The following is a 25,222-nucleotide window of genomic DNA, read 5'->3' as shown; positions in this document are numbered from 1 at the left end:
GGCCCCCCTACATTGACTCCATCGCCCCGGACAGCTGTCCGGTAGTACCTGCAAGGAGCCGAGATGATCCAGCTAGCGACCGACCCGAACGCCAGCCGCTCGAACTGGCGTCCCGCCGCGGGCGAAGCCAAGGACAACACCCTGGCCCGCCGTCCCCGCAGCCATGCCTGGCCGTTCATCAGCCGGCATGCCGACCGCCCCGTCGCCCAGCAGGATCACAAGCGCGCCCCCGGCACCGACAACGGTAGCTGAGAGCCCGCCGCAAGGAGCACAGTCATGTACAAGGAACCCAAGTCCACCAACCGCTTCAACGACACGCCGCGCGACAAGCCGCAGGCCGACCGCGTGGAGCACGCCAACCTGGAGCGCCCGGGCGCCCAGGCGCACCCGAAGGCTGCCGGCTGGACGCCGGTGGATTACGCCGCCGCCTGGCGCCGCTGATCCTCGCCTTTTCTTCCTGAAAGACGGCCCGCGCGGCCGTCTTCGTCCTTGCGCGGCCCTCCGGGGCCGCTTCGCATTTCCCTCTTCGATTCCTTGCCGCACCGCGCCGCGCGACCTCCTGCGCGACGCTGCATCCGCTTGCGAATTCGCGCCTCTGCCTTGAGGGAAATCAATGGACTTTTGCAGGGGCGAGGGGCATAGTGGCCCGAAGCTTTCCAGATTCCTTCGCGTTCCTTCCCGCGCCGCAACGGCGCCCCTCAACCCGAGTGCAACAGGAGGCTCCATGAACCTGACGATCAGCGGTCACCATCTCGAAGTTACCCCCGCCCTGCGGAATTACGTGACCACCAAGCTCGATCGCATCACCCGCCACTTTGACCAGGTCGTGGACATCAAGGTCCTGCTCACCGTCGAGAAGCAGCGCGAGAAGGAACGAAGGCAGAGAGCCGAATGCAAGATCCACGTGAAGGGCAGCGACATGTTCGCCGAGAGCTCCCACGCGGACCTGTACGCGGCGCTCGACGAACTCGTCGACAAGCTGGACCGGCAGGTCGGACGCCACAAGACGCGCCTGCAGGAACACCACCACGACGCACCCAAGCGCATCATGTGAATGCCGCGTGAACCAGGGCCCCGCAAGGGGCCCTGTTGCTTGGCGGCGTCCTCCGCCGGGGCTGCGCGGCCGTTTTGGTGCGGTGCACCAGCCATCTGTGCATAATCCGCCCCAGCCACCATGAACCGCCTTGCGTCCATCCTGCCGCCCGCCCAGGTCCTGGTCGGCGTCGACGCCACCAGCAAGAAGCGGGCTTTCGAGGAAGCCGGGCTCCTGTTCGAGAACCTGCACGGCCTCTCGCGGGCGCTGATCACCGACAGCCTGTTCGCGCGCGAACGCCTGGGCTCCACCGGGCTGGGCCACGGCGTGGCCATCCCGCACGGACGCATCAAGGGCCTGAAGGCGCCCATGGCGGCGCTGTTCCAGCTGGCCAGCCCGATCGGCTTCGACGCGCCGGACGAACAGCCGGTCAACTTGCTGATCTTCCTCCTGGTGCCCGAAGCCGCGACCCAGAAGCACCTGGAGATCCTCTCGGAGATCGCCGAGCTGCTGAGCGATGCCCCGCTGCGAGAGAAGATCAAGTCCAGCGGCGACGCTGTCGTGCTGCACGACCTGATCGCCACCTGGCATTCGGCCCAGCCGCAGTAAGAAGGCCGTGCGCGCTTGAAGCCCACCGTCGTCAGCGCCGACGTCCTGTTCGAAGACCACCGGGCCCAGCTGAAATGGGAATGGGTCGCCGGACTGGGCGCGTCCGAGCGCCGGTTCGACGAAGTCGCGGTCCGTGCTGCCCGCTCCGGCGCCGACCTGGTCGGCTACCTGAACTACATCCACCCGTACCGCGTGCAGATCCTGGGCGAACGCGAGATCGCCTACCTGACCAATGCCACCGCCGACGACTGCGCCCGGCGCATCGCGCGCATCGTGACGCTGGAGCCGCCGGTGCTGGTGCTGACCGACGGCCAGGCGGCGCCGCAGGCGCTGCTTTCCATGTGCGAGCGGGCCCAGATCCCGATGTTCGCCACCGAGGGCGCCTCCGCCTTCGTCATCGACGTCCTGCGCGCCTACCTGTCCAAGCACTTCGCCGAGCGCACGTCCATGCACGGCGTGTTCATGGACATCCTCGGGCTGGGCGTGCTGATCACGGGCGAGTCCGGCCTGGGCAAGAGCGAGCTGGGGCTGGAGCTGATCACGCGCGGCAATGGCCTGGTCGCCGACGACGCGGTGGACCTTTATCGCGTGAACCAGACCACCATCGAGGGCCGCTGCCCGGAACTGCTGCAGAACCTGCTGGAAGTGCGCGGCATCGGCCTGCTCGACATCCGCGCGATCTTCGGCGAGACGGCGGTGCGGCGGAAGATGCGGCTGCGGCTGATCGTCCACCTGGTGCGGCGCGAGACCATGGAACGCGAGTACGAACGGCTGCCCTACGAGCCGCTCACGCAGGACGTGCTGGGCGTGCCGATCCGCAAGGCCGTGATCCCGGTGGTCGCCGGCCGCAACATGGCCGTGCTGGTGGAAGCCGCCGTGCGCAACACCATCCTGCAGCTGCGGGGCGTGGACACCTACCAAGAGTTCGTCGAGCGGCACCGCCGCGCGATGGAAAAGGGCGGCTGAGGGAACGGATTCCCCGGCCGGCCCGGGGAAGACGCCTGCGGCGTCACTTCGCCCGGTTCGGGCAGGGATTCTTCGTGCAGTGCGCGTAGAGGCTCAGCGCGTGGTCGGCGATCTCGAAGCCCTTGAGCTTGGCGACGTCGTGCTGCCGCTTCTCGATCTCGGCGTCGTAGAACTCCTCGACGCGGCCGCAGTCCAGGCAGACCAGGTGGTCGTGGTGCGTGCCCTCGTTCAACTCGTAGACCGCCTTGCCGCTCTCGAAATGGCTGCGGCTCAGGATGCCGGCCTGCTCGAACTGGGTGAGCACGCGGTACACCGTCGCCAGGCCGATGTCCGAACGTTCCTCCAGCAGGACGCGGAACACGTCCTCCGCCGTCATGTGGCGCTGCGTGCCGCGATGGAAGACGTCGAGGATCTTCAGGCGGGGCAGCGTCGCCTTGAGGCCGGTGCTCTTGAGTTCGTCGATGTTGGCCATGGGGGGCTGCCGCTACAATCCCCCGATCATATCGCCACCCCCTCCCATGCCTGCCATGCCCCTGCGCCAGTCGCGCCTCGTCCTGGCCGCCGCGGCCCTCGCGCTCCTCGCCGGCTGCGGCTCGTTGTCCGGTACCGCCCCCCGCGTGCTCGATGCGATCACCCCCTACAAGGTGGAGGTCGTGCAGGGCAACTTCGTCTCGCGCGAGCAGGTCGAGGCCTTGCAGAAGGGCATGACGACGGACCAGGTGCGGCAGGTGCTCGGCACGCCGCTGGTGACGAGCCTGTTCCACGGCGAGCGCTGGGACTACGTGTTCACGCTCAAGCGCCAGGGCCTCGCCCCGCAGCAGCGCCGCCTGACCGTGTGGTTCGCCAACGGCATGATGGACCGCGTCGAGGGCGACACCATGCCCAGCGAGTCCGAATTCGTCACCACGCTGGACAACAAGCGCAAGACCGGCAAGATCCCGCCGCTGGAAGCCACCGAGGAGCAGCTGCGCGCGTTCAGCAGCAAGCAGCCCGCCGCGCCCGTCGCCACGCCGGCGGTGCCCGCCGCCACGGCGCCGGCCACCAACTACCCGCCGCTCGAGCCGGCGGCACGCTGAGGCCGGCATGGGCAAGGGCACGCAGGCACTGAAGAACGTGGCCGTCGCCGGCGCCGTCCAGCCCCCGCCCGCCGGCACCACGCAGCACCAGGTCGCCGTGGCCGGCGCGTCGGGCCGCATGGGCCACATGCTGATCGAGGCGATCCGCGCGGCCGACGACTGCCGCCTGGCCGGCGCGCTGGACATCGCCTCCAGTCCCGCCATCGGCAACGACGCTGCCGCCTTCCTCGGCCACGCGAGCGGCGTGCCCGTCTCTTCCGACATCGCCGCCGGCCTGGCGCACGCGCAGGTGCTGATCGACTTCACCCGCCCCGAAGGCACGCTGGCGCACCTGCAGGTCTGCCGCGAGCTGGGCGTGAAGGCGGTGATCGGCACCACGGGCTTCGACGAAGCCCAGAAGCGCCAGATCGCCGACTGCGCGCGCGACATCGCCATCGTGATGGCGCCCAACATGAGCGTGGGCGTCAACGTCACGCTCAAGCTGCTGGAGATGGCCGCCAAGGCGCTGGCCACCGGCTACGACATCGAGATCATCGAGGCGCACCACCGCCACAAGGTCGACGCGCCTTCGGGCACCGCGCTGAAGATGGGCGAGGTCATCGCCCAGGCGATCGGGCGCGACCTGAAGGAAGTGGGCGTGTTCGCGCGCGAGGGCGTCACCGGCGAACGCGATCCCTCCACCATCGGCTTTTCCACCATCCGCGGCGGCGACATCGTCGGCGACCACACGGTCCTGTTCGCCGGCACCGGCGAGCGCATCGAGATCACCCACCGGTCCTCCAGCCGGGCGACGTACGCGCAAGGCAGCCTGCGCGCCGTGCGCTTCCTGGCCGGGCAGGACAGCGGGTTGTTCGACATGTTCGACGTGCTGGGGCTGAAGTGAGCGCGAGGGGCGCCGCTTGAGCCTGGGAGATCTCTTCCGCCAGGGCGACGCGGTCACCCGGGTGGTGGCGATCCTCCTGTTCGCGATGTCGGTCTCCAGCTGGGTGGTCATTCTCTGGAAGGCCTGGCTGCTGCAGCGCGCCGGCCGCGACGTCGCCCGCAGCACGGCCGCGTTCTGGCAGTCCGCCTCCGTGGCCGAGGCGCGCCAGAAGGTCGCCGCCTTCGACCGCGAGGCGCTGGTGCTGCCCCTCATGGCCGCGACCGAGGCGCAGGCGCCGGGCTCGCTGGCAGCGGCCGGCGACCGTTCGCAACAGCTCACCCGGGTGCTGCGCGACGCCCTGCACCGCGTGCTGCACAAGCTGCAGTCTGGCCAGGTGCTGCTGGCCACGGTGGGGTCCACCGCCCCCTTCGTCGGCCTGCTCGGCACCGTCTGGGGCATCTACCACGCGCTCACCGGCATCGCCAATGCCGGCCAGATCACCATCGACAAGGTGTCCGGTCCGGTCGGCGAGGCCCTGATCATGACGGCCGCCGGGCTGGCGGTCGCCATCCCCGCCGTCCTCGGCTACAACGTCTTCGGCCGCCTGATCGGCCGCATCGAGGCCGACCTGGAAGGCTTCGCCCGCGACCTGCGCGAACTGCTGGTCCACGGCACGCCCACGCCGGCGGCGTCCTGACATGGCCTTCGGCCGCCTCGAACGCACCCGCGGCGACCCGCCGATCAGCGAGATCAACGTCACGCCGCTGGTCGACGTGATGCTGGTGCTGGTGGTGATCCTGATCATTACCGCGCCGCTGCTGGCGAGCTCGATCCGGCTGGACCTGCCCAAGGCGGAGGGCACCCAGTCCACCGACGCGCCCCGGTTCGTGACCGTGGTGCTCAATCCGGCCGGCCAGGTGTTCCTGGACGACCAGCCGGTGGCGCCGGCGCAGCTGGCCGAACGGCTCACGGCCGAGGCGAAGCGCAACCCGGACGTCGAATTGCAGCTGCGGGCCGACGCCAAGGTGCCCTACGGCCGGGTGGTGGAAGTCATGGGCCTGGCGCACCAGTCGGGCCTGACGCGCATCGGCTTCGTGGCCGAACCGGCGAAGAACTAGCGCCTGAGCGGGTGGCCAGCGGCCCCGCACCCTACAATTTCCCCATCATGGAAGACAAGTACAACCACCTGGCCGTCGAACAGGCGGCCCAGGCCGAGTGGACCGCGCGCGACGCCTATCGCGTGACGGAGCAGCCGGGCCGGAAGAAGTTCTACGCCTGCTCGATGCTGCCCTATCCCTCGGGCAAGCTCCACATGGGGCACGTGCGCAACTACACCATCAACGACATGTTGACCCGGTACCTGCGCATGAACGGCTACAACGTCTTGATGCCCATGGGCTGGGACGCCTTCGGCCTGCCGGCGGAGAACGCGGCGCTGAAGAACGGCGTGCCGCCGGCGAAGTGGACGTACGAGAACATCGCCTACATGAAGCGGCAGATGCAGGCCATGGGCCTCGCCATCGACTGGTCGCGCGAAGTCGCCACGTGCGACCCCAGCTACTACAAGTGGAACCAGTGGCTGTTCCTGAAGATGCTGGAAAAGGGCATCGCCTACCGCAAGACGCAGGTCGTGAACTGGGACCCGGTGGACCAGACCGTGCTGGCCAACGAGCAGGTGATCGACGGCAAGGGCTGGCGCACCGGCGCGGTGGTGGAAAAGCGCGAGATCCCTGGCTACTACCTCAAGATCACCGACTACGCGCAGGAACTGCTGGAGCACGTGCAGGAGAAGCTGCCCGGCTGGCCGGAACGCGTGAAGCTGATGCAGGAGAACTGGATCGGCCGCAGCGAAGGCGTGCGCTTCGCCTTCACGCACGACATCCAGGGCGACGACGGCAAGCCGATCGGCGACGGCCGCATGTACGTCTTCACGACGCGCGCCGACACCATCATGGGCGTCACCTTCTGCGCGGTGGCGCCGGAGCATCCGCTCGCCACGCACGCGGCGAAGTCGAACCCGAAGCTCGCCGCCTTCATCGAGGACTGCAAGAAGGGCGGCACGACCGAGGCGGAACTCGCGCTGCGCGAGAAGGAAGGCATGGCCACGGGGCTGAAGGTCACGCACCCGCTCACCAACGAACCCGTCGAGGTCTGGGTCGGCAACTACGTGCTCATGGGCTATGGCGACGGCGCCGTGATGGGCGTGCCCGGCCACGACGAGCGCGACTTCGCCTTTGCGCTGAAGTACGGCCTGCCCATCGTGCAGGTGGTGCACGTGGACGGCGAGCACTACGACTACAAGCGCTGGCAGGACTGGTACGCCGACAAGGAGAACGGCGTCACCATCAACTCCGACATCTTCAGCGGCTTCGGCTATCGCGAGGCGGTGAACGCGGTGGCGCACCAGCTGGAGCAGCGCGGCCTGGGCGAAAAGAAGACCACCTGGCGCCTGCGCGACTGGGGGGTGAGCCGCCAGCGCTACTGGGGCACGCCGATCCCCATCATCCACTGCGACGTCCACGGTGCCGTGCCGGTGCCCGAGAGGGACCTGCCGGTGGTGCTGCCGCAGGACTGCGTGCCGGACGGCAGCGGCAACCCGCTGAACAAGCGCGAGGACTTCCTGGCCTGCCAGTGCCCGGTGTGCGGCAAGCCGGCGCGGCGCGAGACCGACACGATGGACACGTTCGTGGACTCGTCCTGGTACTTCATGCGCTACTGCGACCCGAAGAACGACCGGGCGATGGTCGGCGAAGGGACGCAGTACTGGATGCCGATGGACCAGTACATCGGCGGCATCGAGCACGCCATCCTGCACCTGCTGTACGCGCGCTTCTGGACCAAGGTGATGCGCGACCTCGGGCTGGTGAAGATCGACGAGCCGTTCACGAAGCTGCTCACGCAGGGCATGGTGCTCAACGAGGCGTTCTCGCGCACCACCACCGGCAAGCAGTACTTCTGGGCCCACGAGCTCGACATCGTGCGCGACGAGCACGCGAAGGTGGTCTCCGCCACCGCGAAGGCCGACGGCCAGCCGGTCGCGTACGAGGGCTGGACCACGATGTCCAAGTCCAAGAACAACGGCGTGGACCCGCAGGACCTCATCGAGAAGTACGGCGCCGACACCGCGCGCCTTTACACGATGTTCACCGCGCCGCCGGAAGCGACGCTGGAGTGGAACGACGCGGCGCTGGAAGGCAGCTACCGTTTCCTGCGCCGGGTCTGGAACTTCGGCCTGAAGCTCACCCCGGGCGAGTCGAAGGCCGCCAGCTACGGCAAGCCGGTCCAGGCGCTGCGCCGCGAGCTGCACACGGTGCTGCGCCAGGTGGACTACGACTACCACCGCATGCAGTACAACACCGTGGTGTCCGGCGCGATGAAGATGCTGAACGCGCTGGAGGACTTCAAGGGCACCGACGAGCCCGGCGCCGAAGCCGCTCTGCGCGAGGGCTTCGGCATCCTGCTGCGCGTGCTGTACCCGGTCACGCCGCACATCACGCACGCGCTGTGGAAGGGACTCTCGTACGTGGGCGACCTGCTCGACGCGCCGTGGCCCCAGGTGGACGAAAGCGCGCTGAAGCAGGACGAGGTGGAGCTGGTGCTGCAGGTCAACGGCAAGCACCGCGGCGCGATCCTGGTCCCGGCGACGGCCGACAAGGCGGAGATCGAGCGCGTCGCGCTCGCGAGCGAGGCGTTCACGAAGTTCGCCGCCGGCGCGGCGCCCAGGAAGGTCATCGTGGTGCCCGGGCGCCTCGTGAACGTGGTGGTCTGACGATGCAGCGCCGACTCCTGCTTGCTTCCGCCTCCGTCCTCGCCCTGGGCGCCTGTGGCTTCCAGCTGCGCAAGGCGCCCGACTTCGTCTTCGACGAGATCGCCATCAACGGCGACCCGAACTCCGCGCTGGCCAACCAGCTGGGGCGCAGCCTGTCCGCGGACGGCCGCGTCACCGTCCTTCGTGGCGGCGCGGCGCCCGCCAGCACGGACATCATCCTCGACATCCCGGTCGAACTGCGCGAGAAGGTGGTCGTCGGCCTCAACGCGAGCGGCCAGGTGCGCGAGTTCCAGCTGCGCCTGCGCGTGCGCTTTCGCGTGCGCACGCCGGGCGGGCGCGAACTCGTGCCGGAAACCGAGCTCCTGCAGCAGCGCGACATCAGCTTCAACGAAGCGGCGGTGCTCGCCAAGGAGGCGGAAGAGGCGCTGCTTTACCGCGACATGCAGAACGACATCGTGCAGCAGCTGATGCGCCGGCTGGCGGCGCTTCCGGCGCTGTAAGACCGCGCGCAGGGCGCCGTCGTCGCGGCGCCTGCAAGCGACTCCGACGCGTCCTACACCTCGGCCGCACGCCGGCGTGCCAAGCTCGTCCTCTCACGACGGGAGGCACGCACCATGTGCAACATGAACGCGACCGAGAGCCACATCGCCCGGGAGGCGCGCTTCGGGGCGCGCAACTACGCCCCGGTGCCGGTGGTGGTGGACCACGCGAGGGACTGCCTGGTCTGGGACGTGGAAGGCCGCGAGTACGTGGACATGATGAGCGCGTACTCCTCGGTGAGCCACGGCCACCTGCATCCGCGCATCGTCGCGGCGGCGCACCGCCAGCTGGAGAAGGTGGCGGTGACGTCCAGGGCCTATTACGGCACCACGCTGGGGCCGCTGCTGGAAAAGCTGTCGGAAGTCACGGGCTTCCAGCGGGCCCTGCCGATGAACACGGGCGCGGAGGCGGTGGAGACGGCGATCAAGTGCGCCCGCCGCTGGGGCCACCGCGTCAAGGGCATCCCGGACGGCCGCCAGCGCATCCTGGTCGCGCGCGGCAACTTCCATGGCCGCACCAGCACCATCATCGGCTTCTCGAGCGAGGAGGCGTACCGCAGCGGCTTCGGGCCGTTCTGCGACGGCTTCCAGCACTTCGACTACGGGGACATGGCCAGCATCCGGGCCGCGGCGACGCCGGACACGTGTGCCGTCCTGATCGAACCGATCCAGGGCGAGGCCGGCGTGATCGTGCCGCCGCCGGGCTTCTTCCGGGAGCTGCGCGAGTGGTGCACCGCGAACGACGTGCTGCTGATCGACGACGAGGTGCAGGCCGGCCTTGGCCGCACCGGCAAGTGGTTCGCGTTCGAGCACGAAGGCATCCGGCCGGACGCGCTGGTCCTGGGCAAGGCGCTGGGCGCCGGCCTGCTGCCGGTCAGCGCCTTCTGCGCCGACGACCGCGTGATGGACGTCTTCCTCCCCAACAGCCACGGCTCCACCTTCGGCGGCAACGCGCTGGCGGCCGCCGTGGCGCTGGAAGGCCTGAGGGTGCTGGAGGAGGAGGGCCTGGTCGCGCAATGCGCCGAGAAGGGCGCGTACCTGTTCCGGCGCCTGCGCGAAGTGCAGGCGCAGGTGCAGCCGCTGGTCCGCGACGTGCGCGGCCGCGGCCTCTGGATCGGCGTGGACATCGACCCGGCCGCCACCTCGGCGCGCGACCTGGTCGAGCGGCTGGCCGCCAACGGCGTGCTGTCCAAGGAAACGCACGACACGGTGATCCGCTTCGCGCCGCCGCTGACCATCTCCCATGAGCTGATCGACCGCGCCGTGGACATCTTCCATCGCGTGGCGCGCGAGCGGCACCACGAGCTGGGGCTGGACCGCCGCCGCAACCAGCGAGCCATCATCGCCTAGCCTTGCCGCCGCGGGCGCGCTGGGTAAACTCCCGGCATGCAGCTCGCCCCGGCCCAACTCACGCAGCACCTGCAACGCGGGCTGCGGCCGCTGTACACGCTGCACGGGGACGAGCCGCTGCTGGTGCAGGAAGCGGCGGATGCCATCCGCGCGGCCGCACGCACGCAGGGCTACACCGAGCGCACCGTGCACACCGTGGCCGGCGCGCACTTCGACTGGAGCGCGGTGCTGGCGGCCGGCGGCTCGCTGAGCCTGTTCGCCGATAAGCAGATCGTCGAGGTGCGCATCCCTTCCGGCAAGCCGGGCAAGGACGGCAGCACGGCGCTGCAGCAGCTGGCCGAGAGCGCGGCCGGCAACGACAGCACGCTGACGCTGGTGCTGCTGCCGCGGCTGGATTTCGCGACGAAGAAGTCCGCTTGGTTCGCCGCCCTGGAGGGCTCCGGTGTCGCCGTCGAAGTGCAGCCGGTGGAGCGTGGTGCGCTGCCGCAATGGATCACGCAGCGTCTCGCCCAGCAGGGCCAGCGCGTCGCGGCGGGCGAGGAGGGCCAGCGCACGCTGCAGTTCTTCGCCGACCGCGTGGAAGGCAACCTGCTCGCCGCGCACCAGGAAATCCAGAAGCTGGCGCTGCTCTTCCCCGCGGGCGAACTGCGGTTCGAGCAGGTCGAAAGCGCGGTGCTGAACGTCGCGCGCTACGACGTGTTCAAGCTGTCCGAGGCGGTGCTCGCCGGCCAGGTGGCGCGGGTGCAGCGGATGCTCGACGGCCTGCAGGCCGAAGGCGAAGCAGAAGTGCTGGTGCACTACACGCTCTCCGAGGACATCCGCGCCCTGAAGCGGGTGAAGGACGCGATGGCGGCCGGCCGGCCGCTGCCGATGGCGCTGCGCGAGCAGCGGGTCTGGGGCCTGAAGGAAAAGCTCTTCGAGCGCGTGCTGCCGCGGCTGTCCGCCACCGCGCTGGAGAACCTGCTGCACGGCGCCCACGTGGTGGACGGCATTGTGAAGGGACTCAAGGCCCCCGGCTGGCCGACCGACGGCTGGCAGGCGCTGCACCGGCTGGCCATGGGGCTGTGCCTGGAGTGCGCCGGCAAGGCGCGGCCGGCGCGGGGATAGCGCCCACCCCGCCTTCCCCCGGAGGGGGAGGGATAATGCAGGCATGAACGCCGTCAACCTCGCCGAGCACATGCACACCCTGGGCCTGCAGGCCCGGGAAGCGTCCGCCCGCATGGCTTCGGCGAGCGCGGCCGCCCGCAGCGGCGTCCTGCGCGGGCTGGCCGCGCTGCTGCGCGCCAACGTGCAGGCGCTGCAGGCCGACAACGCGAAGGACCTCGAGCGGGCCACCGCCGCCGGCCTGGCCGCGCCGATGGTGGACCGCCTCAAGCTCACGCCGAAGACCATCGAGACGCTGGCGGTCGGCTGCGAGCAGCTCGCCACGATGCCCGACATCATCGGCGACGTCGTCGGCCTCAAGCAGCAGCCCAGCGGCATCCGCGTCGGGCAGATGCGCGTGCCGATCGGCGTGTTCGGCATGGTCTACGAGAGCCGGCCGAACGTCACCATCGAGGCCGCCAGCCTGTCGATCAAGAGCGGCAACGCCTGCATCCTGCGCGGCGGCTCCGAGGCAATCGAATCGAACAAGGCGCTGGCGCGGCTGGTGCAGCAGGCACTCGCCGGGGGCGGCCTGCCGGCCGAAGCCGTGCAGCTGGTGCAGACCACGGACCGCGAGGCGGTCGGCCACCTGATCGCGATGCCCGAGTACGTGGACGTGATCATCCCGCGCGGCGGCAAGGGCCTGATCGAGCGCATCAGCCGCGACGCCAAGGTGCCGGTCATCAAGCACCTGGACGGCAACTGCCACGTGTACGTCGACGACCCTTGCGACCTCGAGATGGCGGTGCGGGTCACGGACAACGCCAAGACCCAGAAGTACAGCCCCTGCAACGCGATCGAGGGCCTGCTGGTCGCCCGCAGCGTGGCCGGCGCCTTCCTGCCGCGCATCGGCGAAGTGTTCTCCGCCAAGGGCGTCGAGATGCGCTGCGACCCCGAAGCCTGGGAGATCCTGCGGCACGTGCCGGACGCGAACCTGAAGGAAGCCACCGAGCAGGACTGGTTCGAGGAGTACCTGGCGCCCATCATCAGCATCAAGGTGGTGGCGGGGATCGACGAGGCCATCGCCCACATCAACCGCTATTCCTCGCACCACACCGACGCGATCCTGACGCGCGACCACGTCCACGCGCAGCGCTTCCTGCGCGAGGTCGATTCGGCCAGCGTGATGGTGAACGCGAGTCCCCGCTTCGCCGATGGCTTCGAGTTCGGGCTGGGCGCGGAAATCGGCATCAGCACCGACAAGTTCCATGCGCGCGGGCCGGTCGGCATCGAGGGGCTGACGTCGCTGAAGTGGATCGTGCTCGGCAACGGGGAAGTGCGCTCCTGAGCGCCGCCGGCGGCCTTGCAAGCCGCGCCGGCGCCCTCAGCTCCTAGAATCCGCTGAGTCCCGCCATCACAAGAAGGCCGCATGGTCCCGCATCTCATCACGGCCCTCACCGGCCCGATCAACGAGCTCGAGCAACGCATCCTGGAGTCCATGCCGGCGGTGGAGCGCTGGTTCCGGCTGGAATGGATGGAGCACACGCCGCCGTTCTACAGCTCGGTGGACATCCGCAACGCCGGCTTCAAGCTGGCACCGGTCGACACCAACCTCTATCCCGGCGGCTGGAACAACCTGACGCCGGAGATGCTGCCGCTGGCGGTGCAGGCCGCGATGGCGGCGATCGAGAAGATCTGCCCGGAGGCGAAGAACCTGCTGGTGGTGCCGGAGAACACGAAGAACAGCTTCTACCTGAGCAACATCGCGCAGCTGCAGCGCATCTTCCGGATGGCGGGGCTGAACGTCCGGGTCGGCTCGATCGACGCCGACATCCAGAAGGCGACGACGGTGGAGCTGCCGGGCGGGGACACGATCACGCTGGAGCCGGTGGTGCGCAGCAAGCGGCGCCTGGGCCTGAAGAACTTCGACCCCTGCACGATCCTGCTGAACAACGACCTCACCGCCGGCCCGCCCGGCATCCTGGAAGACCTGCACGAGCAGTACCTGCTGCCGCCGCTGCACGCGGGCTGGTCCGTGCGGCGCAAGAGCCGGCACTTCCAGAGCTACGAGGAGGTCGCCAAGCGCTTCGGGAAGATGCTCGGCATCGACCCGTGGCTGGTGAACCCGATGTTCAACCGCTGCGGCGAGCTCGACTTCGCGAAGGAAGAGGGCATGGAATGCCTGCGCACCAACGTCGACGCGCTGCTGGGCAAGATCCGCAAGAAGTACAAGGAATACGGCATCAACGAGAAGCCGTTCGTGATCGTCAAGGCCGACAACGGCAGCCACGGGATGGGCATCATGACCGTGCGCGACGTGAAGGACCTCGACGCGATCCTGAGCCGCCCCAAGGCCAAGCCGCCCGTCGTGAAGGGCAACAAGGCGATCACCGACGTGATCATCCAGGAAGGCGTGCTGACCGCCGAGCGCATCAACGATGCCGTGGCCGAGCCGGTGGTGTACATGATGGACCGCTATGTGGTCGGCGGCTTCTACCGCGTGCATGCCGAGCGCGGCGTGGACGAGAACCTCAACGCACCCGGTGCTTCCTTCGTGCCACTGGCTTTCGCGGAAAGTACGCGCTTACCCCAGCCCGGCCAGAAGCCGGGCGCCAGCGCGCCGAACCGCTTCTACATGTACGGCGTGATCGGCCGGCTGGCCATGCTGGCCGCCAGCTATGAACTGGAAGCGACGGACCCCGAACAGGAAGTCTACGAGTAGCCCCACGGCGGGTTGCTGCGCCGCAACATCGCGCGGCACCCGCCGCCGGGCAGGCGCACAATAACGGTCCCAAAGGCCAAGACCCGGCCGGCGACCGCGCCGGGACCGGGCCGTTCGTGCAGAACTCGAAGTCCTCCCTCGCGGCGCTCACCCTGGGCGCCATCGGCATCGTCTACGGCGACATCGGCACCAGCGTGCTGTATGCGCTCAAGGTGCTGTTCACCACGTCGAGCGTGCCGCTCACCCCGGCCAACGTCTACGGCGTCCTGTCGCTGGTGTTCTGGACGGTCACCGTGATCGTCTCGCTGAAGTACGTGACGCTGATCCTGCGCGCGGACAACAACGGCGAGGGCGGGCTGATCGCCATGCTGGCGCTGGCCTCCAATGCGGTCGCGGACCGGCCGGCGCTGCGCAACGTGCTGCTGGGCATCGGCATCTTCGGCACGGCGATCTTCTACGGCGACGGCGTCATCACGCCGGCGATCTCGGTGCTGTCGGCGGTGGAAGGGCTGTCGCTGATCTCGCCCGACTTCACGCCCTACGTCGTGCCGGCGGCGCTGGTGATCATCTTCCTGCTGTTCTACGTGCAGAAGAACGGCACCAGCGGGATCGGCCGCTTCTTCGGTCCGATCTGCGCGCTGTGGTTCCTGTCGATCGCGGCATTGGGCGTGCCGCACATCGTGGCCCATCCCGAGGTGCTGGGGGCGATCAGCCCGCACCACGCCCTGCGCTTCGTCGCCCAGCAGCCCGGCACCGTCTTCGTGCTGCTCGGTGCGCTGGTCCTCACCGTGACGGGCACGGAAGCGCTTTACGCGGACATGGGCCACTTCGGCAAGAAGCCGATCCGGCTCGCCTGGTTCCTCCTGGTGATGCCCGCGCTGTTGATCAACTACTTCGGCCAGGGCGCCCTGCTGCTGGAGAACCCGCAGGCGCTGGAGAACCCCTTCTACCGCATGGCCCCCGAGTGGCTGCTGATGCCGCTCGTGCTGCTGGCGACGGCCGCCACGGTGATCGCGTCGCAGGCGCTGCTCTCGGCGGCGTTCTCCGTGACCAAGCAGGCGATCCAGCTGGGTTACCTCCCGCGCATGCTGATCCGCCACACGTCGGTGCACGAGACCGGCCAGGTCTACGTGCCGGCCGTCAACTGGATCCTGTTCGCGACCATCGTGGTGGCGGTCGGCCTGTTCCGCAACTCCACCAACCTCGCCTCCGCCTACGGCATCGCGGTGACGACCGACATGCTGATCACGACGGTGCTCACCTTCTTCGTGATCCGCTATGCGTGGAAGCTGCCGCTGTGGCTGTGCATCGCGGCCACCAGCCTGTTCTTCGTCGTCGACCTGCTGTTCTTCACCTCCAACGCGCTGAAGTTCATCGAGGGCGGCTGGTTCCCCGTGCTGATCGGCCTGGTCATGTTCATGGTGATGATGACGTGGAAGAAGGGCCGCGCGATCCTGGCCGAGAAGCTGCGCAGCGAATCGTTCAGCCTGCGCGACTTCCTCGAATCCGTCTTCGTCAGCCCGCCGACGCGCGTGCAGGGCACCGCGGTGTTCCTCACCCCCGAGCCGGGCACCGTGCCCAACGCCCTGCTGCACAACCTGAAGCACAACAAGGTGCTGCACGAGCACAACCTGTTCGTCACGGTGCGCAACCACGAGGTGCCCTGGATCGGGCTGGACAAGCGGGTGCAGATCGAGTCGCTCGGCCACGACTGCTGGCAGGTGATCCTGCACTACGGCTTCAAGAACGACATCGACATCCCCCGGGCGCTGCAGCAGGTGCGCGGCCACGGCTGCGACCTCGAGCCGATGACCACCAGCTACTTCCTCTCGCGCGACGTCGTGGTGCCCACCATCGGCCACGGCATGGCCCCGTGGCGCGAGAAGCTGTTCGCGCAGATGCACCACAACGCGGGCGCGGCCGCCGACTTCCTCAACCTGCCCAGCAACCAGGTGGTGGAACTGGGGAGCAAGGTCGAGATATGAAGGACTTCCGCGGCCAGGTCGCGGCGGTCACGGGCGCGGGTTCCGGCATCGGCCGGGCCCTCGCGCTGGAACTGGCGCGCGCCGGCGCGCACCTTGCCATCAGTGACATCGCTCCCGAGGGCCTGGCGGAAACCGGGCGCCTGGTGCAGGCGCTGGGCGCGCCCTGCCGCAGCACGCGGCTGGACGTGGCCGACCGCGCCGCGGTGCTGGCGTGGGCCGACGACTGTCGCGCGGCGCACGGCCGCGTCAACCTGGTCTTCAACAACGCGGGCGTGTCCCTCACGGCGTCCGCCGAAGCGGTGCGCATCGAGGACTTCGAGTGGCTGATGGGCATCAACTTCTGGGGCGTCGTGCACGGCACCCAGGCCTTCCTGCCGCACCTGCGGGCCAGCGGCGACGGGCACGTGGTCAACGTCTCCAGCGTCTTCGGCATGGTGTCCATGCCGACCCAGTCGGCCTACAACGCCAGCAAGTTCGCGGTGCGCGGCTACACCGAGGCGCTGCGGATGGAGCTGGAGCTGGAAGGCGCGCCGGTCGGCGTGACCTGCGTGCACCCCGGCGGCGTGGCCACCGCCATTGCGCGGTCGGCACGCGTCGACGCGCGGGTGCTGCACCTCACCGGCCAGGACGAGGCCCGCTTCCGGCAGGACTCGGAACGGCTGATCCAGACCACCGCCCCGGACGCCGCGGCGCGCCGCATCCTTGCCGGCGTGCGGCGCAATGCGCGCCGGGTGCTGGTCGGGCCCGACGCGGTGGTGCTCGATCTCATGGCGCGCACGCTCGGCCCCGGCTACCAGGGGCTCGTCGTCCGGCGGGCGAAGCGCATGCGCGCGGCGGCCCGCCCCTAGCAGCATGTCCCACGGCACGTCCACCGACTTCGACGTGGTCGTGGTCGGCGCCGGCCTCTCCGGCATCGCCGCGGCCCACCACCTGCGGCAGCGCTGCCCGCGGGAGCGCTTCGTCATCCTCGAAGGACGCGGCGCGATCGGCGGCACCTGGGACCTGTTCCGCTATCCCGGCGTGCGCTCCGACTCCGACATGTTCACCCTGGGCTACAGCTTCCGGCCGTGGACGAGCGATGCCACCATCGCGCAGGGCCCGGACATCCGCCGCTACATCGCGGACACGGCCCGGGCGGAAGGCACGCTGGAGCAGATCCGCTTCGGCCACCGCGTGGTCGCGGCCCATTGGGACTCGGCGCACGCGCGCTGGACGCTGGAGGTGCAGGCCGAGGGAGCGCTGCTGCACATCACCTGCCGCTTCGTGTTCTTCTGCAGCGGCTACTACGACTACGCGCAGGGCCACGCGCCGCGCTGGCCGGGCCAGGAGACCTTCGCCGGCCGCATCGTGCACCCCCAGCACTGGCCGGAGGACCTCGCGCTGGCGGGCCGGCGGGTGGTGGTGATCGGCAGCGGCGCGACGGCGGTGACGCTCCTGCCGTCGCTCGCCGCGGTGGCCGCGCACGTCACCCTGCTGCAGCGTTCGCCCAGCTACATCCTCGCGCTGCCGGCGCGCGACGGCTTCGGGGCCCTGCTGCAGCGCCTGCTGCCGCGGCGCTGGGCGTACGGACTGATCCGCTGGAAGAACGTGCTGCTGTCGCTGGCCTTCTTCCAGCTCTCGCGCCGCCGCCCCGCCGCCGTGCGTGACTGGCTGGTGCGGCAGGCCGTGAAGCAGGGGGGCGGTCGCGTCGAGGCGCGCCATCTGCAGCCACGCTACGACCCGTGGGACCAGCGCCTGTGCATCGACCCGGACGCGCAGATGTTCCGGGCCTTGCGCTCGGGCCGCGCGGACATCGTGACCGGAGAGATCGCCGCCTTCACCGCGGCCGGCCTGCGGCTCGCCTCCGGCCAGGAACTCCCCGCGGACATCGTGGTCACCGCGACCGGACTCGAGCTCCAGATGTTGGGCGGTGCGCGCCTCACGGTGGACGGCCGGCCGGTGCAGGTGGCCGATGCCCTGTCGTACAAGGGCATGATGCTCAGCGGCGTGCCCAACCTCGCGCTGTCGATGGGCTACACCAATGCCTCCTGGACGCTGAAGGCCGAACTCATCGCGCGGCAGGTGTGCCGCATCCTGAACCACCTGCGTGCCAAGGGCCTGGACGTCTGCATGGCGGTGCGCGATGGATCCGCCGGCGAACTGCGGCCGGCGATCGACCTGCGCTCCGGCTACGCGCAACGCGCCGCCGGCGAACTTCCGCGGCAGGGGACGCGCAAGCCCTGGCGCATCCACCAGAACTACCTCCTCGACCTGTTCGCGCTGAAGTTCGGCCCGCTGCGCGACGGCGCGCTGCGCTTCGGCCGCCGCGGCGAACCCCTGCGCTGAGGCCTCGCATGACCGTCCTGAACTTCCTGTTGCTGCTGCTGTTCACGCTCGCCGTGGTGGCGCTGTTCACCTTCTTCCTGGCGCGCCGCGTCACGGCGGCCTTTCCGCCGCGCGGGCAATGGCTGGAAGTCGACGGCGAACGCCTGCACTACCGCAGCCTGGGCGATGGCCCGCCCCTGGTGCTGGTGCACGGCCTGGCCGGCGAGTCGCGCAACTTCGACTACCTCCCGCTGAAGGAGCTCGCGACGCGGTGGCGCGTGGTGCTGGTGGACCGGCCCGGCGCCGGCCACTCCCCCCGCGCCGATGCCGGCAAGGCCGGCATCGCGGCGCAGGCCCGCCTGGTCGCCGGCTTCATCCGCGCCATGCGGTTCGAACGCAAGCCGCTGCTGGTCGGCCATTCGCTGGGCGGCGCCATCGCCCTCTCGGTCGCGTTGCAGGAGCCGGAGGGCATCGCGGGACTCGCGCTCATCGCGCCGCTGACGCACTTCCAGCCGCACGTGCCGCGTCCTTTCCGCCCCATGGCGATCCGCACGCCCTGGCTGCGGCGCCTTTTCGCGCACACGTTCTCCGCGCCGGTCGCGATCGCCAACACGCCGGCGGCGATGGCCGCGCTGTTCGGGCCCGACCGGGCGCCGCGCGATTTCGCGGTGCGCGGCGGCGGGCTGATGACCCTTCGGCCCTCCGCGTTCATCGCGGCGTCCGAGGACATGGCCGCGGTGGAGGCCGACCTGCTGCCGCAGCAGGAGCGCTATGGCGAGATCCGCCTGCCGGTGCACGTGCTGTACGGCCGGGGCGACCGCGTGCTGGACTGGCAGGCGCAGGGCGCGGCGCTGCAGGCGAAGCTGCCCGCCGCGGACCTGCGCGTCGTCGACGGCGGCCACATGCTGCCCGTCACCGCAGCAGCCGCGACGGCGGCATGGCTGGACGAGGCGGCGCGCGCCGTGCACGGCGATTTGTGCGACAGTGACGCGAAAGATCCATCCGCTCCATGAACATCCTCTTCGTCGCCGACCCGCTCGAGGTCTTCAAGATCTACAAGGACACCACCTTTTCCATGATGCGCGAGGCGCAGCGGCGCGGCCACCGCGTCTCCGCCTGCGAACCGCGTGACCTCGGCTGGCGCTCGGGCAGCCTCGTCGAGGCCAGGGTGCGCGAGATCGTGCTCACGGGCGAGGACGAGGAATGGTTCCAGGAGGCGCGCACCCCGGTGCATGCGCTGCGCGAGTTCGACGCGGTGGTCATGCGCAAGGACCCGCCGTTCGACGACGAGTACTTCTATGCGACGCACCTGCTCGAACAGGCCGAGCGGGAGGGCGCGAAGGTGTTCAACAAGCCCGCGGCGCTGCGCGACCACCCGGAGAAGCTGGCGATCATGGAGTTCCCCCAGTTCGTCAGCCCGACGCTGGTCACGCGCCAGGCCGCCGACGTGCGCCGCTTCCACGAAGAGCACGGCGACATCATCCTCAAGCCGCTCGACGGCATGGGCGGCATGGGCATCTTCCGCGTCGGCCCGGACGGCATGAACCTCGGGTCCATCATCGAGACGCTGAACCACGACGGCGCGACCACGCTCATGGTGCAGCGCTACGTGCCGGAGATCTCCCAGGGCGACAAGCGCGTGCTGGTGATCGGGGGCAAGCCTGTGCCCTTCAGCCTGGCGCGCATCCCGCAGGGCAGCGAGATCCGCGGCAACCTGGCCGCTGGCGGCAAGGGCGTCGCGCAGCCGCTGACGGAGCGCGACCGCGAGATCGCGGAGACCATCGGGCCGCTGCTGGTGCAGCGCGGGCTGCTGCTGATCGGCCTGGACGTCATCGGCGACTGCCTGACCGAGATCAACGTCACCAGCCCGACCTGCTTCCAGGAGATCACGCAGCAGGCCGGCTTCGACGTGCCGGCGATGTTCATCGACGCGCTGGAGGAAGCGGTCGACCGCGACCGCACGGTGCTCTGAGGCTCAGGCGAGCGCCCGGCCGTCCACGAACACCTTCAGCTCCCCGGGCTGGAACGGCGTCCACGGCTCGTTGACGGTCAGCGGCGCGGTCACCACGACCGCCACGCGGTCGTCCGGCGTGGTGTGCTGCGCGAAGTCCATGCTCAGGTCCTCGTCGGTCAGTTGCGCATGCGCGAACGGATGCCGGCGCTCCACGTAGTAGAGGTGGGTCGAGCAGTGCGCCCACAGGGCGTCCCCGTTGGACAGCAGGAAGTTGAAGCGCCCGTGCTTCGCGATCCAGGGCGTCAGCTCGCGCAGCGTCAGCGTCAGCTCCTCCACGCTCGGCACGCCGGCGTGCGACTTCGCCATCTCCTGCATCAGCCAGCAGAACGCGCGCTCGCTGTCGGTCGAACCCACCGGACGGAAGCTGGCGTGCAGGCGCGGGTGGAAGTCCTGGAGGTCGCCGTTGTGGGCGAACACCCAGTAGCGGCCCCACAGCTCGCGCACGAACGGGTGGCAGTTCTGCAGCGCGACCTCGCCCTGCGTCGCCTTGCGGATGTGCGCGACGACGTGGCGGCTCTTGATGGGGTAGCGGCGGATCAGGTCGGCCACCGGCGAATCACAGGCGGGCTGGTGGTCGACGAAATGCCGAAGGCCCAGTCCCTCGAAGAAGGCGATGCCCCAGCCGTCGGCGTGATGGTCGGTGCGGCCGCCGCGCTGCCGGAAGCCCGCGAAGCTGAACGTCACGTCGGTCGGCGTGTTGCAGTTCATCCCGAGCAGCTGGCACATGGATCCATTATTGGGCAGCCGCGCCCGCGCGGGGCGCGTCGCGCAGCTGCCAGGCCGCCACCACGGCGAGGGCGCAGATGGCGGCCAGCAGCAGGAACGACTCGTTGAAGGCGGCCAGCCGCGCGGGGCTGGTGCCGGCGCGGGTGAGCACGTCCCCGTGCGCGGCGATGCGCCATTCGAGCACGATCGCGCACAGGCTCACGCCGGCGGCGCCGCCCAGCATGCGCACGAAGTTGATGGCGCTCGCGCCTTGCGCGATCTGCGCGCGGTCCAGCGGGCGCATCGCGCCGAGGTTCAGCGAGGGCAGGATGAAGCCCAGGCCGATGCGCCCCAGGATCGCCCACGCCACCAGCAGCGCCAGCGGGCTCTGCAATCCGATCGTGGGCATGAGCGCGAAGGAGAGCGCCAGCAGCACCAGCCCGCCACCGACCATGACGCGGGTGGGCAGGCGGTTGGTCAGGCGCCCCGCCACCCCGATCGTGACCGCCAGCACGATGCCCGAGGGCAGCAGGATGGTTCCCACGTGCGAAGCGGGCAGAGCCAGACCGAGCTGCATGTACACCGGCAGCAGGTACGTCGAGCCGAACAGCGCGATGCCGTAGATGAAGGCCACCAGCGAGCCGAAGGCATAGGTCCGGTGCGCGAACAGGTCGAGGTTCAGCAGCGGCTCGCGGCCGCTGCGCGCGGCGTGCCGCAGCCAGGCCAGCGTCGCGGCGAGCGCGGCGGCGGCGCCGGCCAGCAACGCGGCCGCCAGCCAGGGGTCGCCACCGCGCACTTCCACCAGGCCATTGAGCAGGCACAGCGTGCCGGTGCTTCCCAGCAGGAGTCCGCGCCAGTCGAGCCTCGGCCCCTTGCCCTGCGCCGCGGCGCCGCCCGGCGCGCTGGTCGGCACGTACCGGTACGCCAGCCAGATCGACAGCAGGCAGAAGGGCAGCACCATGAAGAAGATCGAGCGCCAGCCCCACCAGTCCACCAGCAGCCCGCCGATGCTGGGCCCGAGCGCCGGCGCGAGCACCACGCCCATGCCGAAGATGCCGCTGGCGCGGCCCTGCTCGTGCGGCTCGAAGGCGCGCAACATGATGATCGCCGGGATCGGCTGCACCACGCCGGCGGCCAGGCCTTCGGCGACGCGGGCGGCGAGCACCACCGGGAAATGCGCGGCGACGCCGCCAGCGATGCCGCCCGCCATCAGCAGCAGCATGGTGCCAACATACGTCCTGCGGTAGCCGTAGCGCGCCAGCAGCCATGGCGTCGTGAGCATGGAGACCGTCATGGCGACCATGAAGCCCGAGCTGACCCACTGCGCGCGCTCCTGGTTGAGCGTGAAGTGGTGCGTCATGTCGGGAATGGCGACGTTGACCACGGTCGACGACATGATCGACGCCATCGTGCCGACCATCACCGACATCAGCAGCAGCCAGCGGTAGCGGGCGCCGTGGCGCTCGCGCAGGGCGGCGATGGAACCCGGGTCCGTCACGCGGCCGGCGTGCCCTTGGCGGCACAGGCGGCGCAGATGCAGGCCAGGCGTTGCGCGGCCGGCGGCACGCGCGCGAGCAGCTCGGCGCTGAAGTCCACCTGCGTGCACCAGCAGTCGCCCTGGGGGACGCCGGTCTCCCGCTGCACTTCCATGGCACAGCGGTTGGACTGCCCGCACAGGGGGCAGAGCTGCGGCTGCACGGGAGACGCGGGAAGGGCAGGCACGGACGCAGTGTAGCGTCCGCTCACGCGGCGAGGCGGACCTCTCCGGCCATGCGCCGCGGCGGCGGCGGGGCACCGGCGTGCGCGCGCTGCTGGGACAGCGCTTCGATGGCGCGCGGCACCACGGCACCGGCCTCGACCGGGCGCAGCAGGCGGTCGCGCAGCAGCCGCTCGAGGCTGCGGCGCGTCATCGAATGCGGCTGGCCGCCGTTGCTGACGAACATGAAGAGGGTCGCGCGGCTGCTGACCCAGGTCAGGCTGGCACGGCGCCAGCGGCCGCGCGCGAACAGGTCGACCCAGCTGCCTTGCCGCAGGCTGGCGATCACGGCCGCGACGTTGACGTCCTCGTCCGCCTCGCCCTGGGCTTCGAGCGGTGCCGGGCCGCTGGGCTGTTCGTCCTCGAAGCCGGCCGCATGCAGTTCCCGGCGCGACAGCCAGGGATCGCCACCGGGGGCGCGCGGCTTCTGGCGTTCGGTCGACAGCAGCGCCGGGTCGACCTCCGGCACCGCCTCGAGTCCCTGTGCCGCGCGGCGGCTCTTCGCCCGCAGGCGCAGCACCGGACTGTGCAGTTTCTCGAGGGCGCCGAAGAAGGTGTCGTTCTCGGCATGCTCCTGGCCCAGCAGGTTCATGCCGCTGCGCAGGCGCTCCAGCATGCCGGGGACGGTGGTGAACAGGCGGGCCGGGTCGCGCAGGGTCTGCTCCGGCTTCACGCTCCACAGCAGGTCGGTGACCACGGCGGTCCAGCCGCCCGGATCCATCTTGTTGTCCGGTTCGGTGAGGCGCGCGTGCGCCATCACCAGCGACCACGGCCCGTACAGGAAGTCCTGCACCACGGCCGGCACGCCCTCCAGGTCGGAGCGCTGGCTCAGGGTCCAGGCGATCTGCGCGGCCTCGGCTTCGCGCGCCTCGGCGAAGTGGATCGCGTCGACCGCGATCTTGCGGCCGCGCTCTTCCACCGTGTCTTCGGCGGTCCAGTGCTCCTCCAGCTTGCGCAGCACCTGCGCGAACGGCTGGTCGTCCTGGACGTCCTGTTCGTTCAGGCCCTGGAAGGCGGAACGGACCCCGGTGAAGAACTCCTGGAACTCGCTGGAGAACTCGTCGTTGTAGCGGAAGCTGCGCTCCGCCACGCGCTCCACGAGGCGGCGGCCGGCGTGGTCTTCCTCGCTGAAGAAGCGGGGCTCCGCCAGCGCGAGCCGCAGCAGCGCGGGTTCGACGGCGACGATGGCTTCGCGAACCGGCGCGAGCAGGCGCGGGTCCTGCGCCACCTGGTCGACGAGCTTGCGCACCACCTCCAGGCCCAGCACCTGGCCGACCTGCTTCGCTTCCTTCTTCAGGCGCGAGCGGTGCAGCGAACGTTCGCGCGCCTGCGCCCAGCGGCCCCAGACCGCGTCGTCCAGCTCGCGCGTGGTGGCGACCGCGCGCGGCGGGCGTTCGACCGGTGCCAGCGTGCGCTGCTGGTGGACGACCTGCGCCTCGTACGGCTCGTAGTTCTCCGCGCCTGCTTCGACGGCGGCGACCTGCTGGTCGATGCGTGCGTAGTACGCAGGCGCCAGCGGCTGGGTCGAAGGTTGCGCGCGCGAGAAGAGGAAGTTCTGGAACAGCTCGTCGCCGAGCTGGTAGCCGGAAAGGTCGGCCCAGGATGCGCCACCGAGCGAAGCGGCACCCCCCACGCCGGAGTTGCCGAGGCCGGCGCCACCGCCCGCTCCTGGCCCGTCGTGGCCGGCCAGGCCGCTGCCACCGCCCGTGCCGGTGCCGGTGCCCTGTCCGCCACCGCCGCCCGATCCGGCCTGCGCGGGTGGTGCGGTCGGCTGCGGGGCCGCGGCCGCCACCGCGGAGGCGGTGGGCAGCACGCGGTATGTCGCCGTCGCGAGCCTGGCCCCGCGCAGCACCTTCAGCGCATCACCATAGAGGCCCGCGACCTCCTCGGCGAGCGGTGCCGCAAGGTGGCGCGCCCAGATCTTGGGCAGCCCGGGCTGCGGCGGCGCCTGCATCAACTCCTGCAAGGCGCGCGCGAACACCTGCGGCCGCAGCGGGTTCTGTTCGGGGTGGACGGTTTCGAGGCCGAGCGCCGTGCTCATCAGTCCGTCGAGTTCCGTCAGCGGTTGCTCCAGGCGGGGTGCGATCAGCTGCAGCACCCGTGCGCTTTCGATCTCGTGGACCACCGCTTCGTCGTCGACCAGGGACAGGCCGCCGAAGCGGTCCGGGGCCGCCTTCGCCGTCGCCACGGGCTCCACTTCCGCACGGGCGCGGTCGAGCGCATGGGCATAGCGCTGCGCCCAGTCGTCGCGCCGGCGGGTGAGTTCCAGCCATGCATCGGCCAGTTCACGGCGCTGCGCCACCAGGGGGCAGCGCTGTTCTTCCTGCTGCAGGCCCGCGATCGCCTGGTCGATGGCCCGGCCCAGGAGGGCGGACGCACGGGCACCGGCGAGATCCGTGCACTGCTTCGCGATGGCGGGTAATGCGGCCATTTCAGCACCGCAGTCTAT

General features: G+C 70.0%; 25 protein-coding genes. 20 read left to right on the top strand and 5 right to left on the bottom strand.

Annotated features, from left to right (window positions below):
• Positions 1 to 63: 63 nt before the first annotated feature.
• The 5 genes from IM787_RS04735 to hprK all read left to right on the top strand — a co-directional run bounded on the left by IM787_RS04735 (position 64) and on the right by hprK (position 2,608).
• On the top strand, positions 64 to 252 hold the full coding sequence (locus tag IM787_RS04735) for a hypothetical protein (RefSeq protein WP_193675452.1): 189 nt from the start codon (positions 64 to 66) through the stop codon (positions 250 to 252).
• A 24-nt stretch (positions 253 to 276) separates the two neighbouring features.
• The gene (locus tag IM787_RS04730) at positions 277 to 441 is read left to right on the top strand and encodes a hypothetical protein (protein WP_193675451.1); all 165 of its coding nucleotides are present in this window, start codon (positions 277 to 279) and stop codon (positions 439 to 441) included.
• Between the two features lie 283 nt (positions 442 to 724).
• A complete protein-coding gene (hpf, locus tag IM787_RS04725; RefSeq protein WP_193675450.1) occupies positions 725 to 1,054 on the top strand; it encodes a ribosome hibernation-promoting factor, HPF/YfiA family in 330 nt (109 codons plus the stop codon).
• 120 nt (positions 1,055 to 1,174) lie between these two features.
• Positions 1,175 to 1,642 (top strand): PTS sugar transporter subunit IIA, encoded by a 468-nt coding sequence (locus IM787_RS04720; protein WP_193675449.1) that lies wholly within the window; start codon positions 1,175 to 1,177, stop codon positions 1,640 to 1,642.
• A 15-nt stretch (positions 1,643 to 1,657) separates the two neighbouring features.
• A complete protein-coding gene (gene hprK / locus IM787_RS04715) occupies positions 1,658 to 2,608 on the top strand; it encodes an HPr(Ser) kinase/phosphatase (protein ID WP_193675448.1) in 951 nt (316 codons plus the stop codon).
• A 43-nt stretch (positions 2,609 to 2,651) separates the two neighbouring features.
• On the opposite strand, the gene fur is transcribed toward hprK, so the two are convergent.
• Positions 2,652 to 3,080: a ferric iron uptake transcriptional regulator gene (fur, locus tag IM787_RS04710; RefSeq protein ID WP_193675447.1), complete on the bottom strand. Its 429-nt coding sequence runs from the start codon at positions 3,078 to 3,080 to the stop codon at positions 2,652 to 2,654.
• Positions 3,081 to 3,126: 46 nt separating this feature from the next.
• On the opposite strand from fur, the gene IM787_RS04705 reads away from it, so the two are divergent.
• The 15 genes from IM787_RS04705 (at position 3,127) to gshB (ending at position 20,270) form a co-directional block, all read left to right on the top strand.
• Positions 3,127 to 3,684 (top strand): outer membrane protein assembly factor BamE, encoded by a 558-nt coding sequence (locus tag IM787_RS04705; RefSeq protein ID WP_193675446.1) that lies wholly within the window; start codon positions 3,127 to 3,129, stop codon positions 3,682 to 3,684.
• 7 nt (positions 3,685 to 3,691) lie between these two features.
• Positions 3,692 to 4,567 (top strand): 4-hydroxy-tetrahydrodipicolinate reductase, encoded by an 876-nt coding sequence (dapB, locus tag IM787_RS04700; RefSeq protein ID WP_193675445.1) that lies wholly within the window; start codon positions 3,692 to 3,694, stop codon positions 4,565 to 4,567.
• A 16-nt stretch (positions 4,568 to 4,583) separates the two neighbouring features.
• Complete coding sequence (locus IM787_RS04695) at positions 4,584 to 5,243, top strand: MotA/TolQ/ExbB proton channel family protein (RefSeq protein ID WP_227494055.1); 660 nt, start codon at positions 4,584 to 4,586, stop codon at positions 5,241 to 5,243.
• Between the two features lies 1 nt (position 5,244).
• Entirely contained in the window at positions 5,245 to 5,664 is a 420-nt protein-coding gene (locus IM787_RS04690; RefSeq protein ID WP_193675444.1) for an ExbD/TolR family protein, read from the top strand.
• A 47-nt stretch (positions 5,665 to 5,711) separates the two neighbouring features.
• Positions 5,712 to 8,315, top strand: a complete 2,604-nt coding sequence (gene leuS, locus IM787_RS04685) for a leucine--tRNA ligase (RefSeq protein WP_193675443.1) — start codon at positions 5,712 to 5,714, stop codon at positions 8,313 to 8,315.
• A gap of 2 nt (positions 8,316 to 8,317) precedes the next feature.
• Positions 8,318 to 8,815 carry an LPS-assembly lipoprotein LptE gene (locus IM787_RS04680; protein ID WP_193675442.1) on the top strand — a complete coding sequence of 166 codons (498 nt, stop codon included), beginning with the start codon at positions 8,318 to 8,320 and terminating at the stop codon, positions 8,813 to 8,815.
• 123 nt (positions 8,816 to 8,938) lie between these two features.
• Entirely contained in the window at positions 8,939 to 10,204 is a 1,266-nt protein-coding gene (gene rocD, locus IM787_RS04675) for an ornithine--oxo-acid transaminase (protein WP_290427329.1), read from the top strand.
• Positions 10,205 to 10,240: 36 nt separating this feature from the next.
• Positions 10,241 to 11,311 carry a DNA polymerase III subunit delta gene (gene holA / locus IM787_RS04670; protein WP_193675440.1) on the top strand — a complete coding sequence of 357 codons (1,071 nt, stop codon included), beginning with the start codon at positions 10,241 to 10,243 and terminating at the stop codon, positions 11,309 to 11,311.
• Positions 11,312 to 11,354: 43 nt separating this feature from the next.
• Positions 11,355 to 12,635, top strand: a complete 1,281-nt coding sequence (locus tag IM787_RS04665; protein ID WP_193675439.1) for a glutamate-5-semialdehyde dehydrogenase — start codon at positions 11,355 to 11,357, stop codon at positions 12,633 to 12,635.
• A gap of 81 nt (positions 12,636 to 12,716) precedes the next feature.
• Positions 12,717 to 14,009, top strand: coding sequence for a glutamate--cysteine ligase (gene gshA / locus IM787_RS04660; protein WP_193675438.1), 1,293 nt, complete (start codon positions 12,717 to 12,719; stop codon positions 14,007 to 14,009).
• Between the two features lie 116 nt (positions 14,010 to 14,125).
• The gene (locus IM787_RS04655) at positions 14,126 to 15,994 is read left to right on the top strand and encodes a potassium transporter Kup (RefSeq protein ID WP_193675437.1); all 1,869 of its coding nucleotides are present in this window, start codon (positions 14,126 to 14,128) and stop codon (positions 15,992 to 15,994) included.
• Positions 15,991 to 16,842: an SDR family NAD(P)-dependent oxidoreductase gene (locus IM787_RS04650; protein WP_193675436.1), complete on the top strand. Its 852-nt coding sequence runs from the start codon at positions 15,991 to 15,993 to the stop codon at positions 16,840 to 16,842. The genes IM787_RS04655 and IM787_RS04650 overlap by 4 nt, the downstream gene beginning before the upstream one ends.
• 4 nt (positions 16,843 to 16,846) lie before the next feature.
• Positions 16,847 to 18,319 carry a flavin-containing monooxygenase gene (locus tag IM787_RS04645; protein WP_193675435.1) on the top strand — a complete coding sequence of 491 codons (1,473 nt, stop codon included), beginning with the start codon at positions 16,847 to 16,849 and terminating at the stop codon, positions 18,317 to 18,319.
• Positions 18,320 to 18,327: 8 nt separating this feature from the next.
• Positions 18,328 to 19,311, top strand: coding sequence for an alpha/beta fold hydrolase (locus IM787_RS04640; protein ID WP_193675434.1), 984 nt, complete (start codon positions 18,328 to 18,330; stop codon positions 19,309 to 19,311).
• On the top strand, positions 19,308 to 20,270 hold the full coding sequence (gene gshB, locus IM787_RS04635; protein ID WP_193675433.1) for a glutathione synthase: 963 nt from the start codon (positions 19,308 to 19,310) through the stop codon (positions 20,268 to 20,270). The genes IM787_RS04640 and gshB overlap by 4 nt, the downstream gene beginning before the upstream one ends.
• Before the next feature lie 3 nt (positions 20,271 to 20,273).
• Here gshB and IM787_RS04630 read toward each other — a convergent pair whose 3' ends face one another.
• From IM787_RS04630 to IM787_RS04615, 4 genes are read right to left on the bottom strand one after another with little or no spacing between them, the layout of a single operon-like run.
• Positions 20,274 to 21,038, bottom strand: coding sequence for a class II glutamine amidotransferase (locus IM787_RS04630; RefSeq protein ID WP_193675432.1), 765 nt, complete (start codon positions 21,036 to 21,038; stop codon positions 20,274 to 20,276).
• Between the two features lie 7 nt (positions 21,039 to 21,045).
• A complete protein-coding gene (locus IM787_RS04625; RefSeq protein ID WP_354004349.1) occupies positions 21,046 to 22,515 on the bottom strand; it encodes an MFS transporter in 1,470 nt (489 codons plus the stop codon).
• Positions 22,512 to 22,739: a cysteine-rich CWC family protein gene (locus IM787_RS04620; RefSeq protein ID WP_354004348.1), complete on the bottom strand. Its 228-nt coding sequence runs from the start codon at positions 22,737 to 22,739 to the stop codon at positions 22,512 to 22,514. Before IM787_RS04620 ends, IM787_RS04625 begins: the two co-directional genes overlap by 4 nt.
• A 20-nt stretch (positions 22,740 to 22,759) precedes the next feature.
• On the bottom strand, positions 22,760 to 25,204 hold the full coding sequence (locus IM787_RS04615; protein ID WP_193675431.1) for a DUF1631 family protein: 2,445 nt from the start codon (positions 25,202 to 25,204) through the stop codon (positions 22,760 to 22,762).
• Positions 25,205 to 25,222 lie beyond the last annotated feature (18 nt).

This window comes from Ramlibacter pallidus, from assembly GCF_015070875.1.
Taxonomy (GTDB): domain Bacteria; phylum Pseudomonadota; class Gammaproteobacteria; order Burkholderiales; family Burkholderiaceae_C; genus Ramlibacter; species Ramlibacter pallidus.
Note: the sequence above shows the minus strand (reverse complement) of the source record. Positions and strands in the feature narration are given on the sequence as shown.

Bases quoted from the DNA above. Each gene is read 5' to 3' on its own strand.
- gshA (WP_193675438.1), top strand. From the start codon at position 12,717: ATGGTCCCGCATCTCATCACGGCCCTCACCGGCCCGATCAACGAGCTC.
- IM787_RS04615 (WP_193675431.1), bottom strand. From the start codon at position 25,204: ATGGCCGCATTACCCGCCATCGCGAAGCAGTGCACGGATCTCGCCGGT.
- IM787_RS04645 (WP_193675435.1), top strand. From the start codon at position 16,847: ATGTCCCACGGCACGTCCACCGACTTCGACGTGGTCGTGGTCGGCGCC.
- holA (WP_193675440.1), top strand. From the start codon at position 10,241: ATGCAGCTCGCCCCGGCCCAACTCACGCAGCACCTGCAACGCGGGCTG.
- gshB (WP_193675433.1), top strand. From the start codon at position 19,308: ATGAACATCCTCTTCGTCGCCGACCCGCTCGAGGTCTTCAAGATCTAC.
- IM787_RS04630 (WP_193675432.1), bottom strand. From the start codon at position 21,038: ATGTGCCAGCTGCTCGGGATGAACTGCAACACGCCGACCGACGTGACG.
- IM787_RS04640 (WP_193675434.1), top strand. From the start codon at position 18,328: ATGACCGTCCTGAACTTCCTGTTGCTGCTGCTGTTCACGCTCGCCGTG.
- fur (WP_193675447.1), bottom strand. From the start codon at position 3,080: ATGGCCAACATCGACGAACTCAAGAGCACCGGCCTCAAGGCGACGCTG.
- IM787_RS04735 (WP_193675452.1), top strand. From the start codon at position 64: ATGATCCAGCTAGCGACCGACCCGAACGCCAGCCGCTCGAACTGGCGT.
- IM787_RS04690 (WP_193675444.1), top strand. From the start codon at position 5,245: ATGGCCTTCGGCCGCCTCGAACGCACCCGCGGCGACCCGCCGATCAGC.
- rocD (WP_290427329.1), top strand. From the start codon at position 8,939: ATGAACGCGACCGAGAGCCACATCGCCCGGGAGGCGCGCTTCGGGGCG.
- IM787_RS04680 (WP_193675442.1), top strand. From the start codon at position 8,318: ATGCAGCGCCGACTCCTGCTTGCTTCCGCCTCCGTCCTCGCCCTGGGC.
- IM787_RS04730 (WP_193675451.1), top strand. From the start codon at position 277: ATGTACAAGGAACCCAAGTCCACCAACCGCTTCAACGACACGCCGCGC.
- IM787_RS04665 (WP_193675439.1), top strand. From the start codon at position 11,355: ATGAACGCCGTCAACCTCGCCGAGCACATGCACACCCTGGGCCTGCAG.
- IM787_RS04705 (WP_193675446.1), top strand. From the start codon at position 3,127: ATGCCTGCCATGCCCCTGCGCCAGTCGCGCCTCGTCCTGGCCGCCGCG.
- IM787_RS04720 (WP_193675449.1), top strand. From the start codon at position 1,175: ATGAACCGCCTTGCGTCCATCCTGCCGCCCGCCCAGGTCCTGGTCGGC.
- leuS (WP_193675443.1), top strand. From the start codon at position 5,712: ATGGAAGACAAGTACAACCACCTGGCCGTCGAACAGGCGGCCCAGGCC.
- IM787_RS04650 (WP_193675436.1), top strand. From the start codon at position 15,991: ATGAAGGACTTCCGCGGCCAGGTCGCGGCGGTCACGGGCGCGGGTTCC.
- hpf (WP_193675450.1), top strand. From the start codon at position 725: ATGAACCTGACGATCAGCGGTCACCATCTCGAAGTTACCCCCGCCCTG.
- dapB (WP_193675445.1), top strand. From the start codon at position 3,692: ATGGGCAAGGGCACGCAGGCACTGAAGAACGTGGCCGTCGCCGGCGCC.